We start from the raw sequence: 16,689 nt of genomic DNA, 5'->3' as shown, positions 1-16,689 counted from the left end.
ATCATGACATAATCATAATATCTCTGCATTTGTTATAAAACTGGTGCCTGTTCTTCACAGTTTCTCTGTAATCTTTCCGTATATTAGACACAGTAGAACATGAACAATTTAATGAGGGTTCAACATGAAAAAGGTTTTGGTGGCATTAGCGATCTCCTGCAGTACATTCATGCTGAGTCATGTTGCAATAGCCTCCCCTCATTTCAATGCTGAATCACAAATGGATAGCCGTCATGGGCATGGCAAGAAAGGCCGTGAATTCCGTGAAAATGATCAAGGGCAACATGATAAACGCCGTATGCGTGAAGAACGCGGGGTCAAACGCCTGCAACAGCTCAGATGGCAGCCTGGCTATGTCATGCCGCAGCATTATCGTGGCAATGGCTATAAAGTCGAATATAAAGAGCATAACCTGCCTCGACCAGATCGCAAACAGCAGTGGTATAAAATTAACAATGACTACATTCTGGTCAATTCTGAAAATAACAGCATTATCCGGATTGTGGGGGATTAATTCACCATCCTGTTCAAGCTCCGATCCTCGTATCGACTCAACCATGTTTGGGTCTTTTTTTATTTTCAGCAATTGAAAATTTTTGAACTAAAACTCCTGCTGATTTTCACACTTTTGGTTCAAGTGATTTATCTTCTAAATTTCTTCATGAACTTAACAATTTAACTAAATAGCCCTCACGCTTTCTATGTACTTATTCGCTAATTTAATCTCATCGAAATCAGATCTACATTTTAGGTGAGAGCCATGAAAAAAGTCCTAACTACAATTGCGTTATCCCTAAGTGCTTTGTTGGCTACTTCTGCAATGGCAGCACCACAGCATGACCCGCGTTATAACCATAATCCGCATAAACCGGCACCGCACTGGAATGCCAAAGACAGTAAAAAATGGAATGATGACCGTCGCTGGAATGATGACCGCCGCCATAACAACCGTATGGTTAATCCAAGCCGTGACTGGCGCGTAGGACAAAGCTTACCGCGTCAATACGATAACAAGCGTTTTGAAGTGAGTGATCGCGAAGCTCGCCGTTTACCGAATACCGGCCGTTTCCAGCAATGGTACAAAGTCAACAATGACTACGTTCTGGTCAATGAACGTAGCAATAGAATTGTACGAATCATCAATTAATTTTTCTCCATTGCTGCTCGTCTTGCAGACACCTGAAGTCCCCTTCAGGTGTTTTTTTATTTCTGCACTTCCACTTGCGTTTTTTTTCATTAGAATCAAAGCTGGATCTTCAATCATTGAAATAGGCACAGGCATGACTTCAGCAGAAACCTCACACAGCACAACATTGCAATATGTGCACTGGTTTCGCCATTCTGCGCCTTATATCAATGCGCACCGCAACAAAACCTTTGTGATCATGTTTGATGGTGAAGCGGTCTTAAATGACAATTTTCAACATATCATTCACGATATCGCCTTATTGCACTCTTTGGGCATTCGGCTGATTCTGGTACATGGTGCGCGTCCGCAAATTAACCAGAATCTGGCGCAGAGCCAGATCAGTACGCCCTTTCATCAGCAGCGCCGGGTAACCACCCGTGAATCCTTAAGCTGTGTGATGAATGCGGTCGGTTCGATTCGTCTGCAAATTGAAGCCCTGCTGTCTATGGGACTGGCCAACTCACCGATGTATGGTGCCCGTATTGATACGGTTTCAGGAAATTTTGTGACGGCCAAACCTTATGGCATTCGTGATGGCATAGATTTTCAGCTCACTGGTGAAGTCCGCGCGGTCGATACCGATGCGATTCAGCGACATCTGGACAGCCATAATATTGTGGTGCTTGGCCCGACTGGTTATTCCACCACCGGCGAAGTTTTTAATCTATTGGCTGAAGAAGTTGCGACCAAAACTGCGATTCGACTGAAGGCAGATAAGCTGATTTTTCTGGGCAAGCAGCATGGTTTAATGGACAGTAACGGCCAGCTCAAACGCGAAGTCACCCCGCAACAGCTGGATGACTATATTCCGGCAGAACAAGATGGGCTTGAAAGAGGCTTGCAACTTAAGGCAGCACAAGAGGCCTCCATGAACGGCGTACATCGGGTGCACCTGATTTCCTATGCCTATGATGGTGCGCTACTTGAAGAGCTGTTTACCCGTGATGGTTCTGGCACCTTGGTCACTGACGCACATTATGAAGAAGTGCGAATGGCAGATATTCAGGATGTCGGTGGCCTGATCGGCTTGCTGCGTCCGTTAGAAGAAGAAGGGATTCTGGTCTATCGTTCCCGTGAACGTCTGGAAAATGAAATTAACCAGTTTGCCGTGATTGAACGGGATGGCATGATTCTGGCCTGTGCAGCCCTTTACCCGATTCCGACCACGGGCGATGAATTACGTTCTGCAGAAATTGCCTGTGTCGCAGTGCATCCAAGTTATCGCCAGTCCAATCGCGGTAGCCAGATCTTGCATTATCTTGAAGAAAAAGCCAAAAGCATGCAGATTCAGCAGCTGTTTATTTTAACCACGCGTACCGCGCACTGGTTTCTGGAACAGGGCTTTGAACCAGCTTCAGTCGATGACCTGCCGGATGCGCGTCAGGCATTTTATAATTATCAACGTAATTCAATCGTTTGTAAAAAGTCACTTTAAGGTGGCTTTTTCTTTGAGTGCCTTAGCTTAATTTCAGATAAAGATATCTGACAATTCCAATTTAAATTTTAAAATGCCATTGCTGCTTTTTAGCTAAATATATCAGCAGATTGAATTTATAAAAATAAATATATATTTCATAAGCTTGATTAATTTTATTGGCAGATCTTCATTGTCATATAAATCACTTTTTCGCATAAGTTTTGCGTTTTTTTATTTATCTTTTTTCTTCATTAGAAATTCCTGAATAGTTATTTTTTTAGAAAAACAAAAACGATTAGCGTGTGTCTAGGTTTTATTCGCTAGTTTTCACTTTCGGGAGTTTTGCTTCATGCGCCAATCTAATGTTCAGTTTTTAGCAAAAACTGCAGTACTCGGTACTGCAATGGCTGGCGTCATGATGCTTTCTGGCTGTTCAAAACAGGAAGATACCACCACCCTAAACATTGGTTTCCAAAAATACGGCGTACTGCCAATTTTAAAAGAACGCGGCACGCTAGAAGCCTCATTAAAAAAACAAGGCGTAAATGTGAAATGGGTGGAGTTTCCGGCTGGCCCACAGTTACTTGAAGGCCTGAATGTCGGCAGCGTGTCTTTTGGTGAAGCAGGTGAAGCACCCCCCATTTTTGCCCAGGCAGCGAACTCAAATCTGGTCTATGTCGCAAACCAGCCACCAGCGCCTAAAGCCGAAGCCCTAATTGTACCGAAAGACTCCCCGATTCAATCGATTCAGGATCTGAAAGGCAAACGTGTAGTCTTGAACAAAGGTTCCAACGTGCATTATTTACTGTTGAAAGTTCTTGAAGCCAACAATCTGAAACTCAGCGATATTGAAGTGATTTACCTGCCACCCTCTGATGCACGTGCAGCTTTTGAACGTGGTGCAGTGGACGCTTGGGTGATTTGGGATCCATTCTTTGCCGCTGCTGAACATCAAATTGGCGCGCGTGTGATTGCCACGGGTGAGAACATCGTGAGCAATCACCAATTTTATCTGGCAGATCGCAAGTTTGCAGAAAGCCATCCTCAGGTGGTACAGGCAGTCGTCAATGAACTGAATCTGACCACGGACTGGGTTGCAAAAAACCAGGATGCAGCAGCCAAACTTCTGCAACAACCGACCGGTCTGGCCGTTGATGTCTTAAAAACCTCGATTTCCCGTATGGGCTTTGGCGTTAAACCTCTCACGACTGACGTGATTCAAAAACAGCAACAGGTGGCAGATGCGTTTTATGCGCAGCAGCTGATTCCACAAAAGCTGAATATTGATGCAGCGATTATTAAATAACAACAGAATAATTCGGGAATACAGATGAATCATTTAAAAACGGTTTCCTACCTCAGTTTAGCCTTATGCAGCTTGGCTCTGACTGCTTGCCGGAAACACGAGCCACAGCGAAGCACTGCTGCAGAACATACAGCACGGCAACAGGTTCAAAGCATTGCGATGAGTTTTCAGAAATCAGCCTTGAATCTGCTGGTAGCACGCAATGACAAGCTGACCTGTTCCAGCGGGTTCAATTAATTCCTAATCACATTAGCGTCCAGCAACAGATTTGGTCGCCGACTACTCCACATTAATTTCTGAGCAATTTAATTTTAAGGATATAGAGCATGAAAATTTTCTGGTTTATCCCAACACATGGTGACAGTCGATACTTGGGCACCAGCAAAGGTGCACGCCAAGTCGATCATGCCTATATGAAGCAGATTGCAGTTGCGGTCGATAACTTAGGTTATGAAGGTGTCCTGATTCCCACAGGCCGTTCATGTGAAGATCCTTGGTTAACAGCAGCAAGTTTGATTGATGCAACGAAAAAACTAAAATTCCTGGTGGCACTTCGTCCCGGGGTGACCACACCTGCGCTGGCGGCACGTATGGCTGCAACCTTTGACCGTTTATCCAATGGCCGGGTGCTGCTAAATCTGGTTACTGGTGGTGATGAGCAGGAGCTAAAAGGTGATGGCGTCTATGAAGATCACAAAACCCGCTATAAAACTGCCACTGAATACACCACCATCTGGCGTGAAATTCTGAAGCGTTCACATACTGGTGAAAGCTTCACTTTCCACGGCGAACGCTTAAGTGTCGATGATGCCAAACTCCTCTATCCACCTGTACAACAGCCACATCCGCCGCTCTGGTTCGGTGGTTCTTCAGATGATGCGGTTGAGCTGGCCACCGATCAGGTGGACACTTACCTGACCTGGGGTGAACCACCAGCAGCAGTCAAAGAAAAAATTGAAAATGTCCGTGCCAAGGCAGCCGCTAAGGGTCGTGAACTGAGCTACGGTATCCGCCTGCATGTGATTGTGCGTGAAACCAATGAACAGGCTTGGGCAGCAGCAGAAGAACTGATTCAATATGTCGATGATGCCACCATTGCAGCGGCCCAAGCCAAGTTCAAATCTATGGATTCGGTCGGTCAGCGTCGTATGGCTGAACTGCACAATGGTGACCGTAGCAAGCTGGAAGTATCGCCAAACCTCTGGGCCGGTGTAGGACTGGTGCGTGGTGGCGCAGGTACGGCACTGGTTGGTGACCCGGAAACTGTCGCAGCACGTATTCAGGAATATGCGGATTTAGGAATTGATACTTTCATTTTTTCTGGTTACCCGCATCTGGAAGAATCCATCCGTTTTGCCGAACTGGTGTTCCCATTCCTTCCACTGGAAACCCAGAAAAAATTGGCTCAACCGAACTTGACGGGTCCATTCGGTGAAATCGTAGCGAATAACTACACACCGGATGAGAACAAGCAGGCTGAGAAAATTCAGGAGTCTGCTTAATGTCGAAAGTCGTTTCCGTTGAAACCCTCTCAAAAAAGCAGGTTTCACGTGGAACAATTCTGGGGCGGCATTTGCTGCCCTGGCTGGTTCCAGTTATATTGATTGCCATTTGGCAAATTGCTTCCAGCACAGGTCTACTGGAAAGCCGGATTTTGCCTGCACCCACTGCAGTAATTTTGGCCTTCTGGAATTTATTGCTCAGCGGCGAACTCCAGACTCATGTACAAGTCAGCGCAGGACGTGCCATCAGCGGCTTATTGGTCGGTGGTGGTTTAGGTCTGTTATTGGGTCTGTTAAATGGTTCATCCAAAATCGCCTCTACCCTGCTCGATACCACTTTGCAGATGATCCGCAACATTCCGGCGCTCGCGCTGATTCCATTGGTGATTCTCTGGTTCGGCATTGATGAATCCGCCAAACTGTTTTTAGTCGCGATCGGGGTATTTTTCCCGATTTATATCAATACCTATCACGGAATTCGCTCAGTCGATCCCCAATTGATCGAGATGGGTAAAAGCTACGGCCTCACGCGTTGGCAGCTGTATAAAGAGATTATTCTCCCAGGAGCAATGCCTTCCATTTTAGTCGGGCTACGCTTTTCTCTAGGGCTGGTCTGGGTGCTTTTGATTGTTGCCGAAACGATTTCTGCCCAGTCCGGTATTGGCTATATGACCATGAATGCACGCGAATTCCTGCAAACGGATATCGTCCTGGTCGGTATTTTACTCTATGCCCTGCTCGGTAAACTGGCCGATGTGCTGGCAGTCGCCTTAGAACGATTCCTGCTGCGCTGGCATGCCGGCTATCAAAAATAAATTGAAATGAGGAGCATGTAATGACTGATCTGAGTTTAGGGCGTCATGTCAATGACCCGATTGCACCACCCGAGCAACCTGCGAAAGATATCAATCCGAATGCAGCCCTTGGTGCCGAAATCATTATTGAACAATTGCACAAATTTTATGGTTCAGTCAAAGTTCTGGAAGATCTGGATCTGCATATTCAACCGGGCGAATTTCTGGCGATTGTCGGTCGTAGTGGTTGTGGTAAAAGTACCCTTTTGCGCCTGATTGCTGATCTGGAAAAACAGAGTTATGGCGAAATCAAGTTTAAATCCGCACGGCATATCCGTGAAGGAATTACTGCAGATGATATTCGGGTGATGTTTCAAGACCCGCGCCTGCTGCCATGGCGTAGCATCGAACAGAATGTACAATTAGGCCTCGGCAAAGAGCAACATGCCAAAGCTTTACACATGCTGGAAAAAGTGGGCTTAAAAGAGAAAGCCGGGCTGTGGCCATCACAGTTGTCTGGTGGTCAACGTCAACGGACGGCCCTGGCACGTGCATTATCGCATCAGCCCCGTATTCTGCTGCTGGATGAACCACTCGGCGCCCTGGATGCCCTGACACGTCTGGAGATGCAAAACCTGATCGAACGCTTATGGACCGAGCAAGGCTTTACCGCGATTCTGGTGACTCATGATGTCAGTGAGGCAGTGCAATTGGCAGACCGGATTATCCTGCTGGATAAGGGCCATATTGCCAAAGAGTTTCGGGTTGACTTGCCCCGTCCACGGCAAAAAAGTCTGAAATTTGCAGAACTGGAACAGCAAGTCTTGCAGGCGGTTTTGGCCACCTAAATATCCGATGAAGCCCAGAATAGGCGAGTTTTGGGTTTCATCTTCAAGCCAAGTCCTGAGCTGAATTTAAAACTGCAGGCTAATCTGGGTCATAAAAGCATTCATTTTTTGACTCTATTTCAAAATAAAAATATTTCAATAATTTAAGTATTTTCATAAACTTGCATTTTTTGCTCTGGCTTGATGCATTTAAGCCATTTTAAATATTGATCTAGAGAATAAATCATCATTATTCAAAAAATTAGCCATGGACTGTGTGCACAAATCTGATGATTTGCCGTACAATTGAGGATTCCCATTTTTTCATTGTTTTTTATATTTGCTAATGGAACAAAAAAAGAGTACTCAAAAACGCAACCAGCTGCTGAATGCTGCACTAGATGTATTTTCCCTGTACGGTTTTAATGGGGCAAGTCTAGATGAAATTGCACAGATTGCAGAAATGCATAAGTCGAATATTTTCTATTATTATGAAAATAAAGAAGCCCTCTATGTAGAGGTATTGACCACCGTTCTACAAAAATGGCTGGCACCTTTACAAACCCTTGAGGCCGAACTTGAGCCTGAAGAAGCGATTACCAACTATTTAATGCAAAAAATTGAAGTATCGCGTACCCAGCCTAAAGCATCTCGTTTGTTTGCTTTAGAGGTGATCCAAGGCGCACCGCATATACTGGAAATTTTAAAAGGCCCGCTAAAGAAACTGGTGAAGCGTAAAGCCAAAGTCATTTCTAACTGGCAGGAACAGGGCAAGATTTCAGCAGATATCGATCCTGAATTGCTGATTCTGAATATTTGGGCCCTTACCCAGAACTATGCAGATTTTTCGACCCAGATGGAAATGGTGACAGGGAAAACCTTGCGTAACCGCAGTATGCAGCAACGCATTATCCAGCATACGGTCAATATGATGTTATACGGCGTGATTCCACGTACGGATAAATAAGCAAGCGCTTCTGATTGGCATACGACCATAGCTGCTATGGTCGCCGAGCAAACTTACCCTTCTCTCTTATTTTACCATTCGATATAAATCTAATAACTTTTTCGCACCCAGTAACAGGTTTTCCTCCCAGTCCAGATGCGCAGTCTCATTGGCCCCATCCGTAATATACTTGACTGAAATCAGGCGAACACCGAGCTTCTTACACACTTTTGCCAGGGCATAACCTTCCATATCGACCAGATGACATGGCACTTTCGCACTACCGGTTTCAAAACTGTCGCCTGTCCCGCAAATTCCTTTGGGTAAATGTTCAAAGAAAGCCTCCAGTTCAATCGCGGCAGGATAATCCTGATCCATGGGTGTTACGCCGACTTCAAAACCGAGTGGTGAAACATCCATATCACGCTGTACAAACTGACTGACTTCAATCAGGTCATGAGCATTAAAATGCGAGCTGCCGGCTGTACCCAAATTCAGCAAGGTTTTGCAGCCCGTTTTTTGAATCACCTCGAAGGCTTTAAAGGCTGCGTTCACTTTACCAATTCCGCTGTAATGCACATTTATGCCTTGAGCTTCAAACAAGCCTTTTGATTCATTGGGTAGCGCCATGATGAGTGCCAGATTGGACATTTGAAATACCTGATACAAAGAAAAATACAAAGAAAAGCGCTGACATTAGAAAGCAAAATTCGCTGAATGAAAAGCAGGAATGCGCTGATCGGATCCATTTAAAGCGTCGAAAAACAATCTGATTTGATATTCAGGAAAATGAATTTTCAAGAAAAATATTGCATAAAAACACAACAACAAGACGAAACGGCGAGATTATGGCAATATATAGCCTCTCGATATTTCCAAGCACTTGATTTGCCCATGCAGCTGCTCCGTCTAAATGCTTTAGCATCTCATTCTGAACTACCCAAAACGGCCGTGACGATCGGCAATTTTGACGGCGTGCATTTAGGTCATCAGGCGATGATCCGTCAGCTGCAACAGGTGGCTGAAGCACAGGGCTTAAAATCTGTTGTAATGATGTTTGAGCCGCAACCGCTTGAATATTTTAAGGGTTATGAAGCCCCACCGCGGATTTCATCCTTACGTGAAAAAGTCGAATATCTGACTGAACTCGGTGTGGACTATATTGCGGTGGCGAAATTCGATCATACATTTCGCAGCCTGACTGCAGAAGCCTTTGCCGATATTTTAAAAGACAAACTCAATGCACAGCATCTGGTACTCGGTGATGACTTTCACTTCGGTAAAAACCGTCAGGGCAATAGCGAATTCCTGCGCAATTATGGTTTCCAAGTCACCAATTTAAGCACCATTGCTTTAGAGGGTGAACGGGTCAGTTCAACCCGGATTCGTCAAACTTTACAAGCAGGCGATTTAGCCCTTGCTGCCAAATTACTCGGCCGGCCTTATAGTATTACCGGACGGGTGCAATACGGCGATCAGATTGGCCGAACCATTGATTTCCCAACCATTAATGTACGACTAAACCGGCATAAGCCCTGTCTGAATGGCATTTATGGGGTTGAAGTCATCTGTGAAACTGAATCCCTCAGGGATAAAGTAAAACATGATCATGCTACTAAAACAGGCATTGCGGGTTATGACCCCACTGCCCTGTTTGGTGCGGGTCATGTGGGAACACGCCCAGCCATCAAACAAGCCCATCCAGAATGGCGATTAGAAGTACATTTTCCAGATGTTTCTGCTAATCTGTATGGCCTGTTAATGCGGGTGACGTTCTTAAACTATTTACATGGCGAAAAGGACTATCCTTCGCTTGAAGCGCTAAAAGCCGGAATTGATGATGATGTCGAGAAACTGCTGGAGTTTCGTCGAAATCATCCTACATTTCCCTTTTAATATCCCATATTTTTATTGTAAAACGTGTCAGTAACATAACTGATTAGATTGGAAGACGACTTGCATGAGCGATAAGCAAACTCCTGAAAATGCAGTGGACTATAAAGCCACGCTAAACCTCCCAGGTACTGAATTTGCGATGAAAGCAAATTTGGCAGTACGTGAAGCGAAATGGTTAGAAGAGTGGTATGCCGACAACATTTATCAGCAGATTCGTGCGTCGCGTATTGGCAAGAAAAAATATGTACTTCATGACGGCCCTCCCTATGCAAATGGTCAAATCCATTTGGGTCATGCAGTCAATAAAGTATTAAAAGACATCATCATCAAAAGCCGCGTGATGGATGGTTTTGATGCACCTTATGTACCGGGCTGGGACTGTCATGGTCTGCCAATCGAACTCAAAGTTGAAGAAAAAGTCGGTAAAGTCGGCGTCAAGGTAGATGCCTCTACCTTCCGTAAAGCCTGCCGTGAATATGCCTACACCCAAGTTGAACTGCAAAAGAAAGACTTCGTGCGTATGGGTGTATTCGGTGATTGGAACAACCCTTACCTGACCATGAACTTCAAACAGGAAGCGGACATCGTACGTTCATTGGGTGCGATTGCCAAAGCCGGTCATATCGAGCCGGGTCTGAAACCGGTGAACTGGTGTCTGGACTGTGGTTCATCTTTGGCTGAAGCTGAAGTTGAATATGAAGATAAAAAATCAGATGCCATTGATGTCGGTTTTACGGTGGTTGATTTAGCGGATTTATCTGCACGTTTGGGTGTAACTGTTAGTGATTCAACAGACATCGTCATCTGGACCACCACGCCTTGGACACTACCTGCCAACCAGGCCGTTGCCGTACATGCCGAAATTGAGTATCAACTGGTTAAAGCACGTGGTGACGAAAAAGCAGCACAAAACTTTATCCTGGCCAAAGATCTGGTGGAATCTGCAACTGAGCGTTATGGTTTTACTTCATTCGAAGTAATTGCAGGCTTTAGCGGTAGCAAACTTGAACACCTTGTTCTGCAACATCCTTTAATTAGCGATCGTCAGGTACCGGTCATTTTGGGCGAGCACGTGATTGCCACCAGTGGTACCGGTGCAGTACATACGGCTCCGGGTCATGGTGTGGACGACTATAAAGTGGGCTTATTGTACAACTTGAAGGTTGACAATCCAGTCGGCGGAAATGGGGTATATTTACCGACTTCGCCACTGTTTGCGGGTGAGCACATTTATAAAGCCAATCCACAAATTATTGCGGCGCTGGGTGAAGCCAATAAGCTGTGGGCACATAAGCCAATCAAGCATAGCTACCCACATTGCTGGCGTCATAAAACCCCGATTATCTTCCGTGCCACACCACAATGGTTCATCAGCATGGATGCCAAAGGCTTACGTCAAGGCGCTTTGAACGCGATTGAAAATGACATTAGCTTCGTGCCGGATTGGGGTAAAAACCGTATTCAGGCGATGATTGAAGGCCGTCCGGACTGGTGTATCTCGCGTCAACGTACCTGGGGTGTGCCAATCCCATTCTTCGTGCACAAAGACACCAATGAACTGCATCCACGTACCCCTGAACTGATTGAAGAAGTTGCTAAACTGATTGAGCAGGAAGGCATTGATGGCTGGTACAACCGTGATGCATCTGAGTTTATCGGTGCCGATGCTGAGCAATATAATGCAGTTCGTGACACCTTAGACGTGTGGTTCGACTCAGGTACAACACACTATGCGGTACTGCGTGAACGTGAAGAATTGACTGATCCTGCTGATTTATATCTGGAAGGTTCAGACCAACACCGTGGCTGGTTCCAATCTTCATTATTGACCTCGATTGCAATCAATGAACGTGCGCCATATAAAGGCTTGCTCACACACGGTTTCGTGGTGGATGAGAAAGGCCGTAAGATGTCGAAGTCGATTGGTAATGTAATCACACCGCAAGACATCATTAAAGATATGGGGGCAGACGGCTTGCGTTTCTGGATCGCCTCTGCGGATTACCGTTATGAAATGACCGCGGGTAAAGAAATCTTCAGCCGTGCATCCGATGGTTATCGTCGTATCCGTAACACGCTTCGTTTCTTGCTTGCTAACCTGAATGGCTTCAAACCATCAACAGATGCGCTTCCTGTAGATCAATTGATCGCGCTGGATCAATACATTCTGCAACGTGCATCTGAAGTGCAAGAAACCATTAAGAAAGCATACGAAGATATGAACTTCCATATCGTAACGACTGCTCTGACTAATTTCTGTATCAATGACTTGGGTGGTTTCTACTTAGACATCATCAAAGACCGTCAATACACCACGAAAGCGGATTCGCAAGCACGTCATTCTGCACAAACTGCGTTGTATCACTTGGTACAAGCATTCGTGCGTTGGATGTCACCAATCCTGAGCTTCACTGCACAAGAAGCTTGGCCGTTAATTCCTGAGCAATCAGAGAAATACGTATTCACGGCTGAATGGTATGATATTCCTGTGGCTTCAACTGCAAATGTAGTATCTGAAGCTGAATGGCAAACGCTCATTGCCGTGAAATCTGCAGTAAACAAATTCATTGAAACTGCACGTACAGCAAAAACTGTCGGTTCTAACTTGTCTGCCAAAGTTGAACTTTGGGCAAATGCTGAATTAAAAGCAGTGCTAGATAAGTTAAGTGATGAGCTTCGTTTCGTACTGATCACATCACAAGTGATCGTCAATGAGTTTGATGCAGCACAAGGTGAAGCATCTGATCTTGAAGGCTTAAATGTGAAAGTTTCAGCGGCTGATGGCGAAAAATGTGTACGCTGCTGGCACGTGCTTCCGGATGTAAATACACATAGCTCACATCCAGGACTCTGTGGCCGTTGTATTATTAACCTTCCTACAGGCCAAGGCGAAGAGAGAAAATATGCCTAATACCCAGACTAAAAAGGGCTTATTCCAGTTCTATCCACATAATTTATGGTGGATTGGGCTGGCCATTGTGGCGATCATTCTGGATCAATGGACCAAATGGATTGCAGTGACGAATCTGAACTATGCAGATCCTATCCCTGTGCTGCCCTTTTTAAATTGGACACTATTGCATAACTATGGCGCTGCCTTTAGTTTTCTGTCCGATGCGGGTGGTTGGCAACGTTATTTCTTTACTTCACTGGCAGGGATTGTGTCTGTGATCTTTGTTTTTTGGCTAATGCGTATGCCAAAAAACATGAAGGTTTTACCGCTAGCAATTGCCCTGATTTTGGGTGGTGCAATCGGTAATTTAATCGACCGGGTCAGTCTCGGCTATGTGGTCGATTTTATTCATGTGTATTACCAGAACAGCCACTTCCCTGCTTTCAATATCGCAGACAGTGCCATCACGCTTGGCACTATTCTGATGCTAATTGATACCTTTTTCTTAGAAAAATATCGAATTCAACGGGCGCAAGCACAACATGACTGATTTTATTCATCCTAATGAAGAAACCCGGGTTGCAGACGGCTCTAAGGTCGAGCTGCATTTTTCTGTCGCGATCGAAAATGGCGTAGAAATTGACAATACCCGTAGCCGTGAAGCCCCGGTCAGCCTCACGATTGGCGATGGTAATTTATTACCGGGCTTTGAAAAAGCCCTGTTTGGCCTGCGTGCCGGTGACCGCCGTACCGTGAGCCTGCCTCCTGAAGATGCTTTTGGTCCGTGGAATCCGGAAAATATCCAGAAATTTGACACGGTAAAGTTCGGAGAACGTCCGATCGAAGGCCACATGATCGAGTTTGAAGATAAAGCCAAAGCGACCTTGTATGGTGTGGTTCGTTCAGTCAATGATGACATTACCGAAGTGGACTTTAACCATCCATTGGCAGGCAAGAATATTACTTTTGAAGTAGAAATCTTTAAAGTCACCCCTGCCGGTCAGCAAGGCATTAAACTGATGTAAAGCATCCGCTAATTGCCTGATTTTAAAAAAGCTCCTTCGGGAGCTTTTTTATATTCCGGATACAAATCATGTCTAGTCACCTCTCTGAAATCTGATTAATTTAATTTGATGATAAGACCTGAACAAAGGATAAAACATGAAAATTTATATTGTGGTGGGCAGTATACGTGAGGGGCGTACCGCGCTTAAAGTGGCCCACTGGGTTCTGCAGGAAATTAAAAGCTATGCTTTTAGTACACTCGAAATTGAAATTGTTGATTTAAAAGAGTGGGATCTGCCACTTTTTAGCGGTGCTCATCCGCCATTAACCGGGATTTATGATCAGCCCAAACAGCAAGACTGGGCAGACAAGATTGCGCTGGGCGATGCCTTTATTTTTATTACCCCTGAATATAATCATGGCTACAGCCCTGCCCTGAAAAATGCCCTGGATTATTTGGGCAAAGAATGGCAAGGCAAACCGGCAGCTTATATTGGCTATGGTGCAACCAACGGTTCACGTTCGATTGACCAGATTCGTCAAGTGGGGACTCAACTTGGATTAGTAGATACCAATGCCGTGATTGAAATTCGGGACATTTTTGCACGTAACCAAGATTATTCTTTCCAGGGTAATGAATTTGATAATAAAAATTTAAAAACTGTGGTGGATAGACTGATTCAATATGTCAGTGCTTGAGACTTTAGCCGACAGCATCGTAGGTTTTCGCCTACAGCGACCGCTGCATTTAGCGGCTATGTACTACGCTTAGTTAGGACTATAGTCACTACATAGACAGACAGGACGTCTGCAAAGCGATACGACAACAATAACAAGCGCAAATCAACAGGACGTTGACAGATTAGACAGGAGTCAGATCTGAGAAGCAAATCCAGAAAAGCCTCAACAGGATGTTGAGGCTTTTTTGTTTTAAAGCTTAGATCCTGCTCAAACTAAAATATTCAGGTTGGGTTTAATGATTGATTTAATAAAAACGATGGACTGCTGCTTTGGTTAAATAGTCATTCTTTCACTGCTATTTTTGAAATTCACCTGTCAGCTTTGACCTACAATCGATGCAGTTAAATGCCCTATTGGGCTACACTACTTCGGGCTATATTCGAGTCATACCAAGACAGGCAGTCTTATCAGAAAAATAAAAATATTCACCAAGCAGGATGCTGATCGGTATAACAGACATTATACCTTTGCCAGAATATGAAAAGGCCTTCACAGGATGTCGAGGCCTTGTTCTTTCATATCAGGATCATCTTAAAAAAAATTTATTCAGATCGTCAGCAGATCATGAGCATTCTGCCTCGCTCGATATTTCATGTTCAAATGCAGCTTTTCAAACAAAGGATTAAGGTGCGGTCATTTTTAATAACTTGGCTTGTGGGCCATCCTGAATTATCCAAAGCGTACCATCACTGGCCTGAATCGCGCCACGAATCCGCTCCTTCATATCCACACGCTGGACTTCTTTGACCGGATTCTGTGTCGTATCCACAATCACAAGCGCCTTGGAAGACAAACCAGTCGTGATCGCTTTATTTTTCCATTGTGGAAATACATTTCCTGTATAAAACAACAGATCTGAAGGAGAAATGACCGGCGTCCAATCCAGTGCTGGCGCTTCAAATTCCGGGCGGGTAGCATGGTCGGGAATGGGCTTGCCATCATAATGATCACCATTTGACACCACTGGATAGCCATAATTTTTAGCTTTGATGATCTTATTCAGCTCATCCCCACCCTTCGGGCCCATTTCAATCACCCAGAACTGCCCCTGTGGATCAAAAGCCATGCCTAAAGGATTGCGGTGTCCAAGACTCCAGATCTGCTGGGCAATTTTACCCTGATTCATAAAAGGATTATCAGCAGGAATTGAACCGTCATCATTTAAACGAATAATTTTACCGGCATTGGACTGCATATCCTGTGCTGGAGTAAATTGCTGCCGTTCCCCTGAACCGATCCAGAGCTTACCATACGGTCCAAATACAATCCGGTGTGCATAATGTCCCTGCCCTGAAAATTTAGGGACTTGAGTCCAGATCCGTTCAATTTGAGTCAATTGAGGGGCAGTCTGGTTTAAATCCAGTTTGCCACGGATCACCACTGCGCCATAGCCACCCTGACCTTGTTCAGCATAGCTGAGATAGACCCACTGATTGTTTGCAAAATCCGGATGTAAAGCGACTTCACCCAAGCCTCCTTGGCCACCATAGGCAACTTGAGGAATACCTTTAACTTCGACTTTCTGCTTGGTACGTGGATCAAAAAGTTGTAATTTTCCTTTACGTTCGGTAATCAGTAAACGGCCATCTTTGAGTGATACAATTGCCCACGGCTCATTAAATTGTGCCACCTGTGCGATCTTATATTTTTGTAAATTTGAGGCTATAGCTTCAGATTTAGAAGATGAGGCGGAAGCCTCTTGAATACTGCCAGAGGCGGAAGCCTCTTGAATACTGCCAGAAGGTGAGTTATCGGCATGACAAGCAGTCAATGCCAAAGCACAAAAACTGAGTAAAATTTTTATTTTAAATTGCGCTACCATCATTTTCTCCACGCTTCTTTCTTCTCTAAATTAATATTACAATATAGAAGTCTTCACAGAAATTCAGCATAGAAAAGTAAACAGATATATTTGAGCAACAGCAGAGACTCGTTTTATAGTATTTAAATGACTTTGATTTTACTTTTGGATCTAGAATTTAAATACCTGCCCCAATTTCATCTACTTATAATATTATCCCACACACAAAAAAACACCCCCTGCTCATGCAGGGGGTGTTTCGAATAATGAGCTGGCGATGACTTACTCTCACATGGGTAACCCCACACTACCATCAGCGCAAAGAGGTTTCACTTCTGAGTTCGGGAAGGGATCAGGTGGTTCACTCTTGCT

At 44.8% G+C, this 16,689-nt stretch carries 16 protein-coding genes and 1 rRNA gene; 14 read left to right on the top strand and 3 right to left on the bottom strand.

Going from position 1 to position 16,689, the window contains the following annotated elements:
* Window positions 1-124 precede the first annotated feature (124 nt).
* From FTU90_RS08850 to FTU90_RS08810, 9 genes are all read left to right on the top strand, one after another.
* Complete coding sequence (locus tag FTU90_RS08850) at window positions 125-514, top strand: RcnB family protein (RefSeq protein WP_005173376.1); 390 nt, start codon at window positions 125-127, stop codon at window positions 512-514.
* A 246-nt stretch (window positions 515-760) separates the two neighbouring features.
* Complete coding sequence (locus FTU90_RS08845; RefSeq protein WP_005173379.1) at window positions 761-1,147, top strand: RcnB family protein; 387 nt, start codon at window positions 761-763, stop codon at window positions 1,145-1,147.
* 133 nt (window positions 1,148-1,280) lie between these two features.
* Window positions 1,281-2,624 (top strand): amino-acid N-acetyltransferase, encoded by a 1,344-nt coding sequence (gene argA / locus FTU90_RS08840; RefSeq protein ID WP_180001720.1) that lies wholly within the window; start codon window positions 1,281-1,283, stop codon window positions 2,622-2,624.
* Window positions 2,625-2,955: 331 nt separating this feature from the next.
* Window positions 2,956-3,912: a sulfonate ABC transporter substrate-binding protein gene (locus tag FTU90_RS08835; RefSeq protein ID WP_180072362.1), complete on the top strand. Its 957-nt coding sequence runs from the start codon at window positions 2,956-2,958 to the stop codon at window positions 3,910-3,912.
* 24 nt (window positions 3,913-3,936) lie between these two features.
* Window positions 3,937-4,149, top strand: coding sequence for a hypothetical protein (locus FTU90_RS08830; protein ID WP_180072360.1), 213 nt, complete (start codon window positions 3,937-3,939; stop codon window positions 4,147-4,149).
* 89 nt (window positions 4,150-4,238) lie between these two features.
* Window positions 4,239-5,414 carry an FMNH2-dependent alkanesulfonate monooxygenase gene (gene ssuD, locus FTU90_RS08825; RefSeq protein WP_159138954.1) on the top strand — a complete coding sequence of 392 codons (1,176 nt, stop codon included), beginning with the start codon at window positions 4,239-4,241 and terminating at the stop codon, window positions 5,412-5,414.
* Window positions 5,414-6,229: an aliphatic sulfonate ABC transporter permease SsuC gene (gene ssuC, locus FTU90_RS08820; protein WP_180072358.1), complete on the top strand. Its 816-nt coding sequence runs from the start codon at window positions 5,414-5,416 to the stop codon at window positions 6,227-6,229. Before ssuD ends, ssuC begins: the two co-directional genes overlap by 1 nt.
* A 20-nt stretch (window positions 6,230-6,249) precedes the next feature.
* The gene (locus tag FTU90_RS08815) at window positions 6,250-7,056 is read left to right on the top strand and encodes an ABC transporter ATP-binding protein (RefSeq protein WP_180072356.1); all 807 of its coding nucleotides are present in this window, start codon (window positions 6,250-6,252) and stop codon (window positions 7,054-7,056) included.
* Window positions 7,057-7,381: 325 nt separating this feature from the next.
* Window positions 7,382-8,002: a TetR family transcriptional regulator C-terminal domain-containing protein gene (locus tag FTU90_RS08810; RefSeq protein WP_005173402.1), complete on the top strand. Its 621-nt coding sequence runs from the start codon at window positions 7,382-7,384 to the stop codon at window positions 8,000-8,002.
* A 66-nt stretch (window positions 8,003-8,068) separates the two neighbouring features.
* Here FTU90_RS08810 and FTU90_RS08805 read toward each other — a convergent pair whose 3' ends face one another.
* Window positions 8,069-8,632, bottom strand: a complete 564-nt coding sequence (locus FTU90_RS08805; RefSeq protein ID WP_005173404.1) for a 5'-methylthioadenosine/S-adenosylhomocysteine nucleosidase — start codon at window positions 8,630-8,632, stop codon at window positions 8,069-8,071.
* A 243-nt stretch (window positions 8,633-8,875) separates the two neighbouring features.
* Here FTU90_RS08805 and ribF point away from each other — a divergent pair, with 243 nt between their 5' ends.
* The 5 genes from ribF to FTU90_RS08780 all read left to right on the top strand — a co-directional run bounded on the left by ribF (window position 8,876) and on the right by FTU90_RS08780 (window position 14,474).
* On the top strand, window positions 8,876-9,877 hold the full coding sequence (gene ribF / locus FTU90_RS08800) for a bifunctional riboflavin kinase/FAD synthetase (RefSeq protein WP_180072354.1): 1,002 nt from the start codon (window positions 8,876-8,878) through the stop codon (window positions 9,875-9,877).
* 64 nt (window positions 9,878-9,941) lie between these two features.
* Window positions 9,942-12,788: an isoleucine--tRNA ligase gene (gene ileS, locus FTU90_RS08795; RefSeq protein WP_180072352.1), complete on the top strand. Its 2,847-nt coding sequence runs from the start codon at window positions 9,942-9,944 to the stop codon at window positions 12,786-12,788.
* Complete coding sequence (lspA, locus tag FTU90_RS08790; protein ID WP_005173413.1) at window positions 12,781-13,320, top strand: signal peptidase II; 540 nt, start codon at window positions 12,781-12,783, stop codon at window positions 13,318-13,320. The genes ileS and lspA overlap by 8 nt, the downstream gene beginning before the upstream one ends.
* A complete protein-coding gene (locus FTU90_RS08785) occupies window positions 13,313-13,795 on the top strand; it encodes a peptidylprolyl isomerase (RefSeq protein ID WP_074383806.1) in 483 nt (160 codons plus the stop codon). The genes lspA and FTU90_RS08785 overlap by 8 nt, the downstream gene beginning before the upstream one ends.
* Before the next feature lie 136 nt (window positions 13,796-13,931).
* Window positions 13,932-14,474 (top strand): NADPH-dependent FMN reductase, encoded by a 543-nt coding sequence (locus tag FTU90_RS08780; protein ID WP_074383805.1) that lies wholly within the window; start codon window positions 13,932-13,934, stop codon window positions 14,472-14,474.
* 664 nt (window positions 14,475-15,138) lie between these two features.
* Here FTU90_RS08780 and FTU90_RS08775 read toward each other — a convergent pair.
* Both FTU90_RS08775 and rrf read right to left on the bottom strand, forming a co-directional pair.
* Window positions 15,139-16,338, bottom strand: coding sequence for a PQQ-dependent sugar dehydrogenase (locus FTU90_RS08775; protein WP_180072350.1), 1,200 nt, complete (start codon window positions 16,336-16,338; stop codon window positions 15,139-15,141).
* 248 nt (window positions 16,339-16,586) lie between these two features.
* Window positions 16,587-16,689, bottom strand: a 5S ribosomal RNA gene (gene rrf / locus FTU90_RS08770); the annotation flags it as partial.

Origin of the sequence: Acinetobacter sp. YH12200 (assembly GCF_013418175.1) — a bacterium.
In the GTDB taxonomy this organism is placed as follows: Bacteria; Pseudomonadota; Gammaproteobacteria; order Pseudomonadales; family Moraxellaceae; genus Acinetobacter; species Acinetobacter pseudolwoffii.
This window is presented reverse-complemented; position numbering and strand designations above follow the sequence as displayed.

Bases quoted from the DNA above. Each gene is read 5' to 3' on its own strand.
- ssuC (WP_180072358.1), top strand. From the start codon at position 5,414: ATGTCGAAAGTCGTTTCCGTTGAAACCCTCTCAAAAAAGCAGGTTTCA.
- FTU90_RS08835 (WP_180072362.1), top strand. From the start codon at position 2,956: ATGCGCCAATCTAATGTTCAGTTTTTAGCAAAAACTGCAGTACTCGGT.
- FTU90_RS08810 (WP_005173402.1), top strand. From the start codon at position 7,382: ATGGAACAAAAAAAGAGTACTCAAAAACGCAACCAGCTGCTGAATGCT.
- FTU90_RS08830 (WP_180072360.1), top strand. From the start codon at position 3,937: ATGAATCATTTAAAAACGGTTTCCTACCTCAGTTTAGCCTTATGCAGC.
- ssuD (WP_159138954.1), top strand. From the start codon at position 4,239: ATGAAAATTTTCTGGTTTATCCCAACACATGGTGACAGTCGATACTTG.
- FTU90_RS08775 (WP_180072350.1), bottom strand. From the start codon at position 16,338: ATGGTAGCGCAATTTAAAATAAAAATTTTACTCAGTTTTTGTGCTTTG.
- FTU90_RS08850 (WP_005173376.1), top strand. From the start codon at position 125: ATGAAAAAGGTTTTGGTGGCATTAGCGATCTCCTGCAGTACATTCATG.
- ribF (WP_180072354.1), top strand. From the start codon at position 8,876: ATGCAGCTGCTCCGTCTAAATGCTTTAGCATCTCATTCTGAACTACCC.
- FTU90_RS08815 (WP_180072356.1), top strand. From the start codon at position 6,250: ATGACTGATCTGAGTTTAGGGCGTCATGTCAATGACCCGATTGCACCA.
- FTU90_RS08780 (WP_074383805.1), top strand. From the start codon at position 13,932: ATGAAAATTTATATTGTGGTGGGCAGTATACGTGAGGGGCGTACCGCG.
- FTU90_RS08805 (WP_005173404.1), bottom strand. From the start codon at position 8,632: ATGTCCAATCTGGCACTCATCATGGCGCTACCCAATGAATCAAAAGGC.
- FTU90_RS08785 (WP_074383806.1), top strand. From the start codon at position 13,313: ATGACTGATTTTATTCATCCTAATGAAGAAACCCGGGTTGCAGACGGC.
- ileS (WP_180072352.1), top strand. From the start codon at position 9,942: ATGAGCGATAAGCAAACTCCTGAAAATGCAGTGGACTATAAAGCCACG.
- argA (WP_180001720.1), top strand. From the start codon at position 1,281: ATGACTTCAGCAGAAACCTCACACAGCACAACATTGCAATATGTGCAC.
- FTU90_RS08845 (WP_005173379.1), top strand. From the start codon at position 761: ATGAAAAAAGTCCTAACTACAATTGCGTTATCCCTAAGTGCTTTGTTG.
- lspA (WP_005173413.1), top strand. From the start codon at position 12,781: ATGCCTAATACCCAGACTAAAAAGGGCTTATTCCAGTTCTATCCACAT.